At 68.4% G+C, this 14,988-nt stretch carries 15 protein-coding genes and 1 pseudogene; 8 read left to right on the forward strand and 8 right to left on the reverse strand.

Annotation, left to right across the window (positions count from 1 at the left end; genetic code table 11):
- Positions 1 to 11: 11 nt before the first annotated feature.
- From zwf to ACP693_RS13410, 5 genes and pseudogenes are all read left to right on the forward strand, one after another.
- Positions 12 to 1,472, forward strand: coding sequence for a glucose-6-phosphate dehydrogenase (zwf, locus tag ACP693_RS13390; protein WP_409719497.1), 1,461 nt, complete (start codon positions 12 to 14; stop codon positions 1,470 to 1,472).
- A complete protein-coding gene (gene pgl / locus ACP693_RS13395; RefSeq protein WP_426020125.1) occupies positions 1,465 to 2,181 on the forward strand; it encodes a 6-phosphogluconolactonase in 717 nt (238 codons plus the stop codon). The genes zwf and pgl overlap by 8 nt, the downstream gene beginning before the upstream one ends.
- 1 nt (position 2,182) lies before the next feature.
- Positions 2,183 to 4,072: a phosphogluconate dehydratase gene (gene edd, locus ACP693_RS13400; protein ID WP_426020126.1), complete on the forward strand. Its 1,890-nt coding sequence runs from the start codon at positions 2,183 to 2,185 to the stop codon at positions 4,070 to 4,072.
- 21 nt (positions 4,073 to 4,093) lie between these two features.
- Positions 4,094 to 5,074, forward strand: a pseudogene (gene glk, locus ACP693_RS13405) (glucokinase); the annotation flags it as partial.
- A gap of 90 nt (positions 5,075 to 5,164) precedes the next feature.
- Positions 5,165 to 5,470 (forward strand): hypothetical protein, encoded by a 306-nt coding sequence (locus ACP693_RS13410; protein ID WP_135193682.1) that lies wholly within the window; start codon positions 5,165 to 5,167, stop codon positions 5,468 to 5,470.
- A gap of 80 nt (positions 5,471 to 5,550) precedes the next feature.
- Here ACP693_RS13410 and ACP693_RS13415 read toward each other — a convergent pair whose 3' ends face one another.
- Positions 5,551 to 5,916 carry a hypothetical protein gene (locus ACP693_RS13415; protein WP_426020128.1) on the reverse strand — a complete coding sequence of 122 codons (366 nt, stop codon included), beginning with the start codon at positions 5,914 to 5,916 and terminating at the stop codon, positions 5,551 to 5,553.
- Entirely contained in the window at positions 5,913 to 7,208 is a 1,296-nt protein-coding gene (hmgA, locus tag ACP693_RS13420) for a homogentisate 1,2-dioxygenase (protein WP_426020130.1), read from the reverse strand. The genes ACP693_RS13415 and hmgA overlap by 4 nt, the downstream gene beginning before the upstream one ends.
- Positions 7,209 to 7,323: 115 nt before the next feature.
- On the opposite strand from hmgA, the gene ACP693_RS13425 reads away from it, so the two are divergent.
- Entirely contained in the window at positions 7,324 to 7,839 is a 516-nt protein-coding gene (locus ACP693_RS13425; RefSeq protein WP_426020132.1) for a GNAT family acetyltransferase, read from the forward strand.
- On the opposite strand, the gene ACP693_RS13430 is transcribed toward ACP693_RS13425, so the two are convergent.
- Positions 7,836 to 8,093, reverse strand: a complete 258-nt coding sequence (locus ACP693_RS13430; RefSeq protein WP_135193685.1) for an Lrp/AsnC ligand binding domain-containing protein — start codon at positions 8,091 to 8,093, stop codon at positions 7,836 to 7,838. The two genes, ACP693_RS13425 and ACP693_RS13430, sit on opposite strands and share 4 nt — an antisense overlap.
- Between ACP693_RS13430 and ACP693_RS13435 the strand changes: the two genes are divergently transcribed.
- A complete protein-coding gene (locus tag ACP693_RS13435; protein ID WP_426020134.1) occupies positions 8,080 to 8,961 on the forward strand; it encodes an alpha/beta hydrolase in 882 nt (293 codons plus the stop codon). The genes ACP693_RS13430 and ACP693_RS13435 overlap by 14 nt on opposite strands.
- Before the next feature lie 57 nt (positions 8,962 to 9,018).
- Positions 9,019 to 9,699, forward strand: a complete 681-nt coding sequence (locus ACP693_RS13440; RefSeq protein WP_426020136.1) for a bifunctional 4-hydroxy-2-oxoglutarate aldolase/2-dehydro-3-deoxy-phosphogluconate aldolase — start codon at positions 9,019 to 9,021, stop codon at positions 9,697 to 9,699.
- A gap of 12 nt (positions 9,700 to 9,711) precedes the next feature.
- Here ACP693_RS13440 and ACP693_RS13445 read toward each other — a convergent pair whose 3' ends face one another.
- From ACP693_RS13445 to ACP693_RS13465, 5 genes are all read right to left on the reverse strand, one after another.
- The gene (locus ACP693_RS13445; protein ID WP_426020137.1) at positions 9,712 to 10,227 is read right to left on the reverse strand and encodes a periplasmic heavy metal sensor; all 516 of its coding nucleotides are present in this window, start codon (positions 10,225 to 10,227) and stop codon (positions 9,712 to 9,714) included.
- Positions 10,224 to 10,631, reverse strand: a complete 408-nt coding sequence (locus tag ACP693_RS13450) for a hypothetical protein (RefSeq protein ID WP_426020139.1) — start codon at positions 10,629 to 10,631, stop codon at positions 10,224 to 10,226. Before ACP693_RS13450 ends, ACP693_RS13445 begins: the two co-directional genes overlap by 4 nt.
- A complete protein-coding gene (locus tag ACP693_RS13455) occupies positions 10,628 to 11,212 on the reverse strand; it encodes an RNA polymerase sigma factor (RefSeq protein ID WP_135193691.1) in 585 nt (194 codons plus the stop codon). Before ACP693_RS13455 ends, ACP693_RS13450 begins: the two co-directional genes overlap by 4 nt.
- Positions 11,213 to 11,278: 66 nt before the next feature.
- Positions 11,279 to 11,923, reverse strand: coding sequence for an EF-hand domain-containing protein (locus tag ACP693_RS13460; protein ID WP_426020141.1), 645 nt, complete (start codon positions 11,921 to 11,923; stop codon positions 11,279 to 11,281).
- Between the two features lie 49 nt (positions 11,924 to 11,972).
- Positions 11,973 to 14,909, reverse strand: coding sequence for a bifunctional [glutamine synthetase] adenylyltransferase/[glutamine synthetase]-adenylyl-L-tyrosine phosphorylase (locus ACP693_RS13465; RefSeq protein WP_426020143.1), 2,937 nt, complete (start codon positions 14,907 to 14,909; stop codon positions 11,973 to 11,975).
- Positions 14,910 to 14,988 lie beyond the last annotated feature (79 nt).

The raw sequence follows: 14,988 nt of genomic DNA on the forward strand, positions 1-14,988 counted from the left end.
AGGGAAATTCTATGGCGGCTCTCATTCTGTTCGGCGGCGGCGGCGATCTGGCGATGCGCATGCTTCTGCCCTCGCTGTATTTCCTCGAACACGACGGTCTGCTGCCTGAAGGGCTGAAGATCATCGGCGCCGCCCGCTCGGAAGAGAGCGCCGACGACTATATCGCCAAGGTTCATGAGGCCGTGAAGGCCCGCGCCGAGGCCGACCAGGCCTGGGACGAAACCAGCTGGTCCAGGATGAAGGCCCGTCTGGACTATCTGGCCGTGGACGCCACTTCGCCCGACAGCCTCAAGCCCCTGAAGGACAAGGTCGGCGACGGCGAGGTCACGTCCTTCCTGGCCGTGTCCCCCTCGCTCTACGCCCGCATCGTCACGGCGATGAAGGCGGCGGGCCTGGCCGACAAGAACTGCCGCATCGTGCTGGAAAAGCCGGTCGGGCGCGACCTGAAGTCCTTCCTGGAAATCGACGACGCCGTGGCCCACGCCTTCAGCGAAGACCAGGTGTTCCGCATCGACCATTATCTGGGCAAGGAGACGGTTCAGAACCTGATCGCCCTGCGCTTCGGCAACACCATCTTCGAGCCCCTGTGGAACAACCTGTCGATCGATCACGTCCAGATCACGATCGGCGAGACGGTGGGGGTCGGCGACCGCTGGCCCTACTATGACGAATACGGCGCCCTGCGCGACATGCTGCAGAACCACATGCTGCAGCTGTTGTGTCTGGTGGCGATGGAGCCGCCCAGCGATCTGGACCCGGACTCGGTGCGCAACGAGAAGGTCAAGGTGCTGCGGTCCCTGCGTCCCGTCACGGTGGACGAGGCCGAGCGCGTCACCGTGCGCGGCCAGTATGTGGCGGGCGTCAGCGAGGGCAAGCCGGCCAAGGGTTATGACGAGGAACGGGGAGCCGAGTCCGACACCGAAACCTTCGTCGCCGTGCGCGCCGACATCGACAACTGGCGCTGGGCCGGGGTTCCCTTCTTCATGCGGACCGGCAAGCGTCTGCCCGAGAAGCGCACCGAAATCGTCATCCAGTTCAAGCCGCTGCCCCACTCGATCTTCGACCGTGACGACCGGGGAGAAGTGCAGGCCAACCGCATGATCATCGAGCTGCAGCCCGAGGAAGACATCTCGCTGACGGTGATGAACAAGCGCCCCGGCCTGGATCGGCGGATGCAGCTCCAGCCGATCAAGATGAGCCTGTCATGGGGAGTAGACGGCAAGTCCGCCGCCCCGCCGCGCCGCCGCATCGCCTATGAGCGGCTGCTGCTGGATGCGATGGCGGGCGACTCAACCCTATTCGTGCGCCGCGACGAGGCCGAGCAGGCCTGGAAATGGGTGGACGAGGTGTCCGAGGCCTGGGCCGAATCTGGCCTGAAGCCCGACGAATACGTCGCCGGAACCTGGGGCCCCGACAGCGCCGACATGCTGATGATGCGGACCGGCCGCGACTGGAACACGACCGATGTCTGAGCCCCGCCCCATCGAAGCCTTCCCCACCGTCGACGCCTGGGCCGAGGCCATCGCCGCGCGCTTGGCCGAGACCCTAAGCACCGCCGTGCGCGAGAACGGCCGCGCCTTGTTCGCCGGCCCCGGCGGCACGACGCCCGCGCCGGTCTATCGGCGTCTCGCCGCGACCGACCTGGACTGGTCCAAGATCGCCGTGACCCTGGTGGACGAGCGCTATGTCCCCGAGACCTCGCCGGAATCGAACGCCCGCCTGATTCGAGACGTGCTTTTGCAGGACAAGGCCGCTTCGGCGCGCTTTATCCCCCTCTATACGCCCGAGGTCACGGTGGACCGTGCAGGCATCGTGGCGGCCAAGGCCCTGGCCGATGCTGGCGGGCGTTTCGACGCGGTCCTTCTCGGCATGGGCGAGGATGGCCACATCTGCTCCATGTTCCCGAACAGCCCGACCCTGAAGACCCTGCTGACCCCGACGCTGAAGCCGACGGTCCTGGGCGTGCCCCACGGACGCGACGGCGCGGCCCCGACCCTGGAGCGCCTGTCGATCAACCTGGCCTATCTGATGTCGGCCGGGCGCGTCATTCTGGGCCTGAAGGGCGCCGCCAAGCGTCGCGTGTTCGAGGAACAGGCCCAGGGCGATCCCAAGATCCAGCCCATCGCCGCCCTGATCGCCGCCGGCGTCCCACTCGAAGTTCTGTATACGGAAGACAGCTGACATGGCCCTGCACCCCACGGTCGCCGCGGTCACCGCCCGCATCGTCGAGAAAAGCCGCGAGACCCGCGCCGACTACATCCGTCGCATGGACGCCGCCCGAGACTCGGGAGTGGGCCGCGCCAAGCTGAGCTGCGCCAACTGGGCCCACGCCTTCGCCGGCCAGACCATCGCCGACAAGCTGACGGCGATGGACGGGTCCAAGCCCAATCTGGGCATCGTCACCGCCTATAACGACATGCTCTCGGCCCACCAGCCGTTCGAACGCTTCCCCGGCGTCGTGCGCGAGGCGGTGCGCCAGGTTGGCGCCACGGCCCAGGTCGCCGGCGGCACACCCGCCATGTGCGATGGCGTGACCCAGGGTCGTCCCGGCATGGAGTTGTCGCTGTTCAGCCGCGACGTCATCGCCATGTCCACCGGCGTGGCCCTGACGCATGACGCCTTCGACGCCGCTCTGATGCTGGGCGTCTGCGACAAGATCGTCCCCGGCCTGTTCATGGGCGCCCTGGCCTTCGGCCATCTGCCCGTCGTCTTCGCCCCCGCCGGCCCCATGCCTTCGGGCATTCCGAACGCGGAGAAAGCCCGCGTCCGCGCCGAATATGCCCAGAACAAGGTGGATCGCCACACCCTGCTGGAAAGCGAGATCGGCAGCTACCATTCGCCCGGCACCTGCACCTTCTACGGCACGGCCAATTCCAACCAGATGATGATGGAGCTGGGCGGGCTGCACATGCCGTCCACCGCCTTCGTCCATCCCGACACCGGCCTGCGCGACGCCCTGACGGCGGCCGCGGCCAAGCGGGCGGTCGAACTGGCTCGCAGCGGCGAATGCCGCATGGCCGACGTCATCAGCGAGAAGTCCATCGTCAACATGATCGTGGCGCTTCTGGCCACCGGCGGTTCGACCAACCACGCCATCCACCTGGTCGCCATGGCCCGGGCGGCGGGCGTGCTGATCGACTGGACCGACATGGACGAGCTGTCGTCCGTCACGCCGCTGCTTGCGCGTGTTTATCCGAACGGCTCGGCCGACGTGAACGCTTTCCAGGCCGCCGGCGGCGTCGCCTTCGTGGCCCGCGAACTGGCGCAGGCCGGGCATATCCACTCGGATGTCACCACCATCATGGGTCAGGGGATCGAGGCCTATTTCCAGGAACCGTCGATGGTGGACGGCGAACTGGTCTGGCGCGATGGGGTCAAGGAAAGCCTCGATCTCGACATCCTGCGCCCCGCCTCCAACCCCTTCGACAAGGAGGGCGGTCTGCGCTTGGTCCAGGGCGACTTGGGCCGCGCGGTCATCAAGATCTCGGCGGTCAAGCCCGAGAACCGCATCGTCGAGGCCCCCGCCGCCGTGTTCGAAACCCAGGAAGACGCGCTCCAGGCCTTCCGGGACGGCAAGCTGTTCCGCGACGTGGTCGTGGTCCTGCGCTTCCAGGGGCCCAAGGCCAACGGCATGCCCGAATTGCACAGCCTGTCGCCGGCCCTGTCGGTCATTCAGGACAAGGGGTTCAAGGTCGCCTTCGTCACCGACGGCCGCATGTCGGGCGCCAGCGGCAAGACCCCGGCCGCCATCCACGTCTCGCCCGAAGCCCTCGCCGGCGGCCCGTTGGCCCATGTGCAGGACGGGGATGTCATTCGCCTGGACGCCGAGGCTGGGGTGTTGACCACGGTCGGGATCGCCGACCTGACCGCTCGCCCCCTCGCCGCCCGATCCGCCGCCAACGCCGAGGGCTCGTCCTGGGGCTATGGCCGCGAACTGTTCGGCGCCTTCCGCCATGTGGTCACCACGGCCGAACAGGGGGCGACCGTCTGTTTCGCCGTGCCGACCGGCTCTCGCGGTCATGATGACACGCCGCCCAACCCCAACTTCGTCGACCGGACCGTGGACGCCTGATCCACCGAACCGAGCGCAGGAAACGCCTCAATGAATGACAAGACCCTTCTCGTCGGCGATGTCGGCGGCACCAACGCCCGCTTCGCCGTGGCCCGCATGGTCGATGGAAAGCCCGTGCTGGATCACCACGAGAGCTTTCCCGCCGAGACCTATCCGACCTTCCTGGAAGGCGTCGCCGCCTTCGTGGACGGCTGCGAGGTCAAGCCGACGGGCGGCGTGATCGCCGTGGCCGGCCCCGTCACAGACGGCGCCATCGACCTGACCAACTCGCCTTGGGCGGTGTCCGAGACCGAGCTTCAGACCCTGGGCCTGAAGCCGGTCAAGCTGATCAACGATTTCGAGGCCCTGGCCTGGGGCGCGCCCATCGTGCCGGAAGATCAGCTGGAAAGCCTGGGCGGGCCGGTGGACGGCGATCCGCACTCCACCGTGGCCGTGTTGGGCCCCGGCACCGGCTTCGGCGTCGCCGCCCTGGTGCGCGACGCCCACGGCAAGGAAATGGCCATGCCGTCCGAGGGCGGCCACGCCTGTTTCCCCCCCGGCGACCCGGTCGAGGACGAAATCCTGCGCATCCTGCGTCGTCGCTATGACCGGGTGTCGATCGAGCGCCTGATCTGCGGCCCCGGCCTGCTGAACATGCACAGGGCCCTGGCCGAGATCGACGGCCGTGAGACCCATATCGACGACCCGGCCCAGATCACCGAAACGGCGATGGCGGATCCCAACAGCCCGTGCGGCGCGACCCTGGCCCGCTTCTGCGCCATCTTGGGCGCGGTCGCCGGCGACATCGCCCTGACGACCGGGGCGCGCGGCGGCGTCTATATCGCCGGCGGCATCGTCCCGCGCATCCTGCCCTTCATCAAGGCCAGCCCCTTCCGCCAGCGGTTCGAGCGCAAGGGCCGATTCAAGGACTATATGGCCGATATTCCGACCAAGGTGATCATGCACAAACACGCCGCCCTGCTGGGTGCGGCGCGCGTCGCGTTCGCCCAATCCGAAGACTAAAAACTCGGGCGATCACGAAAATCTCACGGCGGCGTGAACCGAACCGGCGCCGTGGCGTTTTCGAGTCTCCACCTAGGAGAGGAAACTCAAATGAAAAAGTTCGCCATCGCCGCCGCTTCGGTCTTCATGCTCGCCGGCGTCGCCGCCTGCGGTGAAAGCGCCGCCGACAAGGCCGCTGAAAAGCAAGCCGACGCCATCGAAGCAACGGGTGAAGCCCGCGCCGACCAACTGGAAGCCCAGGCCGCTGCGACCTCGAACGAGGCCCAAGAAACGGCTCTGAACGCTCAGGCCGATCAGGTCGAGAAGAACGCCGACCGCAAGGCCGACATGGTCGAGCAGCAAGCTGGCAACGCCGACGGCGGCATGACCACCAACAACACGCCGTCGACCCAGTAAGATTTGGCTACCCAGTAAATCCGTTTACGGATGGATCAGCCCCCGTCGTTCGCGACGGGGGCTTTTTCGTGCGTGATGGGTCAGTCGATGCAGAGGGTCGGACCGGCCTTGCCGTCTTCGACCGGGGTGTTGCAGCCGAAGCGGTCGCTGGTGGCCTGACAGACGCCAGTCGTCGCCGCGCCCGGCGCGACGCCGCTGTTGCCCTCGATGCGACAGTCGCCCTGGCATTGATCGCCGTCGGTGCAGCGCTTGCCGGCGTCGGCGTAAGAGATCACGCACTGCCAGGACTGCATCCGCCCGACCTGTTTCATCGTGCCGCCGCGCGTGGCGCAGGCCGAGGCCTCGGCGCTCTGCATAGGGGCGTCGGAGCCGGCGCTCGTCGTGGTCTGAGGCGAGCAGGCGGCGGCCAGCAGGGCGACGGCGGCGATGAGGGAAACGCGGATCATGAGATCTGTCCTTTGGTGAAACCTGACCAGACGTCGTCGTAGTCGAGCTGCATCTGCGGTGATTCGGACGCCCATTTCGTGACGCGGATCGGCATGCGCGTCTCGAACATGAAGGCCAGGGTGTTTTCGATCTTGTGCGGCTTCAGATCCGCCTTGACCGCGCCGTCATAGCTGGCCTGGTCGGGACCATGGCCGCTCATCCGGTTGTGCAGGGACGCGCCGCCCGGTGCGAAGCCTCCGGCCTTGGCGTCATAGGCGCCGGTCACCAGCCCCATGAATTCGCTCATGACGTTGCGATGGAACCAGGGCGGGCGGAACGTATGCTCGGCCACCATCCAGCGCGGCGGGAAGATGACGAAGTCGATATTGGCCGTGCCCGGCGTCTCGGACGGGCTGGTCAGGACGGTGAAGATCGACGGGTCCGGGTGGTCGTAGCTGACGGTGTTGATCGTATTGAACCGCGCCGTGTCATAGCGGCAGGGCGCCAGATTGCCGTGCCAGGCGACCACGTCCAGCGGGCTGTGGTCGAAGGTCGTGGCCCACAGGCGGCCGCCGTATTTCTGGACGCACTGGGTCGGGCGGTCCACGTCCTCATAGGCGGCGACAGGGGTTTCGAAGTCGCGCGGATTGGCCAGGCCGTTCGAGCCGATGGGGCCAAGATCCGGCAGGCGGAACGGACTGCCGTAGTTCTCGCAGACATAGCCGCGAACAGGCCCCTCGATCTCGACGCGGAAGCGGACGCCGCGCGGGATCAGCACGACATGGCCCGGCTCAGCCTCGATCACCCCCATCTCGGTGACGAACCGGTGCGCGCCTTGCTGGGGCACGATCAGCAGTTCGCCGTCGGCGTCGTAGAAGACGCGGTCTGTCATGGACCGGTTGGCGACATACAGGTGGATGCCCGCGCCTGCGCCCGCGTCGGGTTCGCCGTTTCCGCCATAGCTCACCAGGCCCTCGACCCAGTCGGTCGGGGTCTCGGGGATGGGCAGAGGATCCCAGCGCATCCGGTTGGGATTGGGCGGGGTCTCGTCGAACGGCCCCGAGCGGACCCGCCCCTGGTCGAAGGCCACATAGGGGCCGTGCTGGGCCGAGGGGCGCAGACGATACAGCCAGCTGCGCCGGTTCTCGGCGCGCGGGGCGGTGAAGGCCGTGCCCGACAGCTGTTCGGCATACAGGCCCATCGGCGTCTTTTGCGGCGAGTTCTGCCCCACCGGCAGGGCGCCGGGCGCGGCCTCGGTCGCGAAATGATTGGCAAAGCCGGTCAGATAGGCGGGCGCGTTGGATCGCGTCATGTCGTGTCTCCCTATAGCTTCGGTTTAGCCGTCCCTTGGGTCAGCGTCACCCTTTTGCGGCGAGGCAACAGCTTGGCCGTTCGTGCGTTGACAGCCGCCAGGGAGCTGCACCGCCATGACCTATCTGACCCGCGCCGTCTTCGGCTTCGCCAGTCTTCTGCTGCTGCTTTCGGCCATGGCCCTGATCGGGTTCGGGGTGAAGGACGCGGTGGAAGGGATCGGACGCCCGGATCAGTCCGGCGCCGACGCCGTGCTGGACATGCTGGGCTATGTCATCGTCGCCATCGCCGTCTTCGACGTGGCGAAATACATCTTCGAGGACGAGGTGCGACGCGGCAACGAACGGCGCAGTGCGGCCGAGGCCCGGCGCAGCCTGACGAAGTTCCTGTCCACCATCGTCATCGCCCTGTTCCTGGAGGCGCTGGTGGTGGTGTTCAAGACGGCGCGCGAGGACGTGGCCCTGCTGCTCTATCCCTCCGCCCTGCTGATCGCCGCCGTCCTGGTGCTGGTGGGCCTGGGCGCCTTCCAGCGCTTCTCGGCCACGGTCGAGGAGAAGGTCGGCGACGACTACGAGGCGGAAGAGCGCAAGGACGAGGTCAAGCGCAAGGCGGGAGCCGCGCGAAAAACCTAGGCCTGTTTCGGCAGGAAGGGCGAGAAGGTGATGACGGTGAAGGTGTCGCGCACGTGCGGCCGCGTCTGCACCTGTTTGGTCACGAAGGTCCCGATGTCGGCGTCGCGCGGCAGGTTGAACTTGGCCAACAGGTCGTGCTGACCCGAGGTCGAATAGACCTCCGAGACATTCTCGACATTGTCCACGATGTCGGCCGCTACCTCGTTGGCGTAGCCCAGCTCGCATTTGATGAAGACGAAGATGGCGGTCATCATGGCGGATCAGTCCTCTGGTTCGGAGGCGTTCCTAGCGGATCAAGACGTGACGGGTAAGCCGCAAGACACAGACGCCGTGCTGGAGGCGCAATACAACAATCGCGCCCTGGTCCCCGACCACCCCGCCGTCATGGCGCGCTGGACTGCGGGATCGGCGGCCGCCCGCGCCGCCCATCTGCCGCACCTCTTGCAATACGGCCCCGGCGAGCGCGAGCGTATCGACTGGTTCGATGCCGGCGAAGGCGCGCCGGTCGTGGTCTTCATCCACGGCGGATATTGGCAGGCGCTGGACGCCGGCTGGTTCAGCTTCGTGGCCCCGCCCCTGCTGGCTCACGGCGTCAGCGTCGCCATCCCGACCTATGACCTGGCCCCGACCGTGCGGCTGGGGCAGATCATCGACGAGATGCGCGCCGCCGTCGATCTGATCCATGACCGCACCGGCGCCCGCCCCGTCGTCAGCGGCCATTCGGCGGGCGGGCATATGGCGGCCTGCCTGCTGGCGGACGGTCGCGCCTCGGCCGCCGTCTCCATCTCGGGCGTGTTCGACCTGGAGCCGCTGATCCCGACCTCGCTGAACGCCGCCCTGGACCTGAGCCCGACCGAGGCGCGCGCCCTGTCGCCGATCCACTGGCCCGCGCCCGCCGGCGTCGTCCTGGACTGCATCGTCGGCGGGGCCGAGAGCGACGCCTTCCGACACCAAAGCGAGGCCATGGCCGCGCGATGGGCCGTTCAAGGCGCCGAGACGCGGTTCGAGGCGTTGCCGGACCTGAACCATTTCACGGTGCTGGACCCGCTGTTCGATGCGAACAGCGCACTCATCCGTCGTTTGGCCGATCTGGCGCACGGTCGCTTACGCGGTTTGACTTGACCTTGCGTCCGCGACATCGGAGGTCGGACGCGAAACCTATTGCAGAGGAAACCGTCCATGGCCCATGATCGCGTCAGCGTGCTTCAGGCGCTGGAGACCCAGGGCGTCTGCCCGGTCTTCTATCACCCAGACGCCGAGGTCAGCCTGAACGTCATTCGCGCCTGCGCGCGCGGCGGAGCGCCGGTGGTCGAATTCACCAATCGCGGGGACTTCGCCTGCGACATGTTCGGCGAGATCAATCGCGAACTGATCAGGACCGACCCGGATGTCGTCCTGGGCATCGGTTCGGTCGTCGATGCAGGCACGGCGTCGCTTTATCTGAACCGGGGCGCGCGCTTCGTGGTCAGCCCCTGCCTGATCCCCGACGTGGCCAAGGTCTGCAACCGGCGCATGGTCGCCTATTTCCCCGGCTGCGGCTCGGTGACCGACATCGGCGAGGCGCACGAACTGGGCTGCGACATCGTCAAACTGTTCCCCGGCTCGTCGGTCGGCGGCCCGGACTTCGTCAAGGCGGTCAAGGGACCGATGCCCTGGGTCAAGATCATGCCGACGGGCGGCGTCGATCCCGACGAGGCCTCGATCGCCAAATGGTTCGGCGCCGGCATCGTGGCGGCGGGCATGGGCTCGAAACTGGTGACCGACGAAGCCGTCAAGTCAGGCGACTGGGCCGCCATCGAGGCCAAGGTCCGCGCGACGGTGGACGCCGTGGCGGCGTTCCGGGCGTCGAAGAAAGGCTGATCTGTCAGGCCGTCAGCGGGACGGAGTTGGGTCCCGCTGACGGTCGTTGCGTTCGCCGTGCACGATGGCGCGGCGGGCGTCGCCCTTGCGTTGCAGGATCGGCGTCAGGGCCTTGCGCTCATCGGGCGTCAGCGTGCCCAGCACAGCGACGGCGCCGTTCTCCAGCCGCGTGCGGCCGCGCATCTCCGCAGCCCGGGATTGGTCCAGCAGGCTCTGAACGCGGGCCGCGTCCAGCGTCGGTTGACCGGCCACGTCGATGGCCTCACGCCGCGCCGCCCGCGCCGCCTCGAAGTCGGGGCGCGCGGCCAAGGCGGACTCCCTCAGGGCCGTGCGCACGCGGTCTCGAACGGCGGGATCCAGATCGGCCAGCACCTCGGCCAGCGGGCCTTCACGACCGGGACGCCTCTGATCCTCGATCTTGCGTTCGATCCTGTCGCGATTGACGACATAGGTGACGGCGCCCGCGACGGCGAAGACGTTCAACGCCACCGAGACGGCCAGGGCGATCTTCAGGGTCTTCGACGTCATCCCAGAACCTCGGTGTCGTCCACGCCGGTCAGCGAGGATTGATAGAGCACCGCATCGGCTCGCGCGTCGGCGGTCAGATGGGTGGTAAGGCCGACGCCGGCGACCACGCCCGCGCAGGCGGCGGCCGCCCAGCCCGCCCCCAGATACCAGACTGCACGGCCCAACCGGCCACGCGCCTTACGTTGGGGCGCAGCGGACAGAATGCGCGCGGTCAGGGCGGTGGACGGAACCGGGGTCGGCGCGGCGTTCAGCAGGGCGTCCAGCCTCGCCGCCTCGTCCAGCACCGCCTTCAGCGACGGATCGGCCGCGAGCAAGCTTTCGGCGAAGGCGCGCTCGGACGCGGGCCACCGACGCAGGTCGGCGCCATAGGCGTCCGCCAGTTCGTGCAACCGTTCCGCCTTCATCGTCCGTCTCCTCTACCCGCCCTCGGCGACCCGGCCGGAGCCATGTCCGAAAGGGCCTGACGCAATGCGCGACGACCGCGCGACAACAAACTCTCCAGCGCCTCGACGCTGATCTCCATCAGGGCGGCCGCCTCGATATTGGACAGCTCCTGATAATGGCACAGGACGATCGCCTCGCGCTGACGGTCCGGCAGCCGTTTCAGCGCCGCATCGACCCGCACGCCTGTCTCCGCCGCCAGCAGCCCCCGATCCGGCGCCGGTCCCTCGTCGGGGCGATCCGGCGGCGTGTCGGTGGGAATCTCGCGCCTTCGCCTCAGCCGGTCGTAGCAGAGGTTCAGCGCCACCCGGTGCAGCCAGGTGTCGAACCGAGCCTTGCCGGGCGCCCATTTCGGGGCCTGACGCCAGGCCTTGAGCATGGCTTCCTGGGCCACGTCCTCGGCCTCGGCCGCGTCGCCCAGCATCCGCTGGGCCAGGGCCAGAATACGCGGCAGCTTGCGCGCGACGAGCGTCTGCGCCGCCGCCGGGTCGCCCTGACCCACCCGGCGCACCAGATCCTCGTCGGGGTCGACGATCGCGACCAAACCTGCCTCTTCCGCTGCTGACGAAAGGGACCGGTTCGCTCATGACGGCCGACCCCGACACCGTTCTTACTCCGAAGCCGGGGCGGGGGAAGCCGGTTGTTGACGCTGAACGCGACGTTCTTGGCGTTGCTCGCGTTGCGCGGTCATGGCCGTGCGGCGCTCGTCGGCCGAGATCACGCCGTCGCGGTTGGCGTCCATCTTGTCGAAGCGCTCGCCCAGCTTGGCGGCGACTTCGGAGATCACCACCGGGCCGCGCTCGCGACCGGGGCCACGCCCTTCGGCGCCCGGACGACCAGGACCGCGCATGGCGTGACGCGGGCCGCCGTGATGCCCCTCGCGATTGCCGGCGCGTTCGGCGCGCGGGCCGCGATCGGGGCGCGCGGCATGGCCGGCGTCGAACTCGGCGCGGCTGATGGAGCCGTCGGCGTTGGCGTCCAGCTTCGCGAAGCGGTCGTCGGCGCGTTCGGCCCGGCGGGCCTGCATGCCGGGCTGACGTTCCTCGACGCTGACCGTGCCGTCACGGTTCGCATCCAGCGCGGTCAGGCGAGCCACGCGCGTATCGACGTACTCGGCGCGCGTCATCTGACGGTTCGCTTCGCCGCGCGCCTGATACGGAGCGTTTGCGCCAGCGGGCGGAACCTGTGCGGTCGCCACGCCGGCGACGGCGGCCAGCGCGATGACGCTCAGGCCGGTCAGAAAGGTCTTTCTCATCTCGATCATCTCCATGGACCGCCTGGCGCGACCCTTTGACATTGCCCTGTCAGGAGATTGAACGCGGCGTCTCCGAATCTCCGTCGCGACCCTCTTTTTCGAGTCTGGCGGGAACCGCCCTTTCGAAGGCCTTGCGTGCCCGCGCCCGCAGATCGGTCAATTCTGTCTTCAGGGTCTCGAAATCCTGCGCCCCCGCCGCCTCGGCCAGACGAAGCTGAAAGACGGACGGTTCGGCCTCAGGATCGACCCGCCCCTCGAAGGCGGCGGCCAGCAGGTGGGCCAGCCTCTGCTGCACCCGCCAGGCCTCTGCCAGGACCGGGTCGTCGTGCAGCGCCTCCAGCGTCGACAGGGTCAGCGGCTCGCCGATGGCGGCGGCCTGCAGCTGACGAAACTGGGCTGCGAACTCGGCATCCACCTGGCCGCCGGGCGACAGTTTCAAATCCCAGAAGCCGTGGGGGCGACGTTCGCGATCCATCAACGCCCGCATCTTCCTGACATCGGCGGCGATATCCACACCGGGGCGCGGGCGGCGCAGGGCGGCCTCGATGGCGGCGGACACCTGGGCGCCGAACTTCGCATCGCTGGCCCACACGACGCGGGCGCGGGTCAGGACCATGAACTCCCAGGTCTCGGCCTCGCGGGCGTAGTAGGCGTCGAAAGCCTTCAGCCGTACCGAGACCGGTCCCTTGGAGCCGGTGGGCCGCAACCGCATGTCGACCTCGTACAGCCCGCCCTCGGCCGTATGCGCCGACAGGGCCGCGATCAGCCGCTGGGTGAAGCGGGCGTAGAAGACATCGGCGGTCCACCCCTTGATCGCGGACGCAGCGTCCGGCGGCGCCTCGTACAGGGTCATCAGGTCCAGGTCGGACCCGGCCGTCATCTCGCGCGACCCGGCCTTGCCCAGGGCCACCACCGCCACCGCGCCGGGCAAGGCGCCGCCCAGCCTTTCGGTCTCGGCCAAGGCCGCCGGCGACAGGGTCAGCATGGCGGCGTCGGCCAGGGCCGCGTAGGCGCGGCCCGCCGCCTCGGGGCCCGCCCGTCCGGTCATGGCGTGGATGCCGATGCGGAACATCTGTTCGCGGTGCAGGCGGCGCACGGCGTTCATGGCGCCCTCGAAATCCTCGGTCTCGCCGGCTTCGCGCAAGATCTGCTCTGTCAGGCCGGTCTCGGCGGACAGGTCGGCCAGGAAGCGGGCGTCCAGCACCCCGTCCAGAGCCGCCGGTTGCCGCCCCAGGGTCCGGGCCAGGCGCGGCGCGAATGCCATGACGCCCAGCACCATCTCGAACAGCTTGGGCTGGTTCAGGAACAGGGCCTGGACCTGGACCCCCGCCGCCAGGCCCGAGAAGAAGGTGGCGAAACGCCGAAACGCGTCGTCCGGCGCGCCGGAGCGGGCCAGGGCCTCCAGCAGGCGCGGGGCCAGGCGGGTGAACAGTTCGCGTCCCCGCGCCGTCCGCGTCGCCGGGATGCGGCCGTGGTGCCAGCTGCGGATGGTGTCGGCCACGGACGGGGCCTCTGAAAAGCCCATGCGACGCAGGGTCTCCAGCGTCTCGGGATCGTTCTCGACACCGGTGAAGACCAGGCTGCCATAGCTGGAATCCAGATCCTCGCCGCCCTCGAACAGTTCGCCGTAGCGGGTGTTGACCCGGACCAGCAGGGCCTCGACATGGGCGTCGAAGGCCGCCAGATCACCAAAATTGGCAAGGGCGGCGACGGCGGCGCGGCGTTCGCGGTCCTCGGGCAGGCGGTGGGTCTGCTCGTCGTCGAGTATCTGCACCCGATGCTCCAGCCCGCGCAGTTCGACATAGGCGGCCGACAGCTCCTCGCAGACCGCCTGGGGGATGTGGTCGGCGTCGGCCAGCGCCTTCAGCGCCTCCAGCGTGCGTTGCTTGCGCAAGCCCGGATCGCGCCCGCCCAGGATCAGCTGCTGGGTCTGGGCGTAGAATTCGATCTCGCGGATGCCGCCGCGGCCCAGCTTCAGATTGGCCCCGGCGGCGTGCAGCCCCTCGCCCGTCTTGTGGACGTGGATCTGTTTCTTGATCGACTGGATGTCGAGCACGGCGGCGTAGTCCAGACTGCGCCGCCAGATGAAGGGGATCATGGCCTTCAGGAACCGGCCCGCCGCGCGCATGTCGCCCAGCACCGGCCGCGCCTTGATGAAGGCCGCCCGCTCCCAGTTCTGACCGACGCTCTCATAGTAGGCCAGAGCCATGGGCCCGGCGACCACCGGCGGGGTCGAGGAGGGGTCGGGCCGCAGCCGCAGGTCCACGCGGAAGACATAACCGTCGGCCGTCCGCTCGGTCAGCAGGGTGGCGATCCCCTTGCCGACTCGATTGGCGAAATCCTGCATCTCTTCGCCCTCGCGCAGGGCCAGGACCATCAGGCGCGGCTCGAAGAAGAGGGAGATGTCGATGTCGGAGGAATAGTTCAGCTCATTGGCGCCGTGCTTGCCCATGGCCAGGCCGAAAAGGCCGGGGATGGGCCCGCGCGGATCGCCGGGCGGCGAGACCAGCCGACCCCGCGCCCTCTGTTCGGCAGCGACGGCGCGCAGGGCGGCGCGGCACGAGGCGTCGGCGAACCTCGACAGGGCGTCGGTGACCTGATCCAGATCCCACACGCCGCCCAAATCGGCCAGGGCGGTCAGCAGATGCAGGTCGGCCTTGAGCACCCGCAGCGGGGCGCGAATCTCGTCCGGCTCGGCGTCCAGCGCATCGGTGTCGCGGATGATCTGGGCGAGGCTGGCGGCGGGATCCTGTTCCAGCAGGCGACGCAGATGGGCGGGGCGGCGGCGCATCAGGCCGGCGAGATAGGGCGAAGCGCCGGCGACGGGGGCCAGAGCGGGCCAGGCGGCGTCCAGCGTATCGCGCCAGCCGTCGGTGGTCGCGGCGTTCGTCAAGGTTTCATGCAAGCGGTCGGCGGAAACGGGGCTGACCACAGGGCCGGCGGCGGTCAGGGACTGAAACAGGGGCTGGGACTTGGACTCGGCCATTAAATCATCCGCTCATCCCCGCGAAAGCGGGGACCCAGTGCTTTTGCTCGGCAAAGCGTTGGACCACGATCCTGACACA

Source organism: Brevundimonas sp. TWP1-3, assembly GCF_049896085.1.
GTDB lineage: Bacteria > Pseudomonadota > Alphaproteobacteria > Caulobacterales > Caulobacteraceae > Brevundimonas.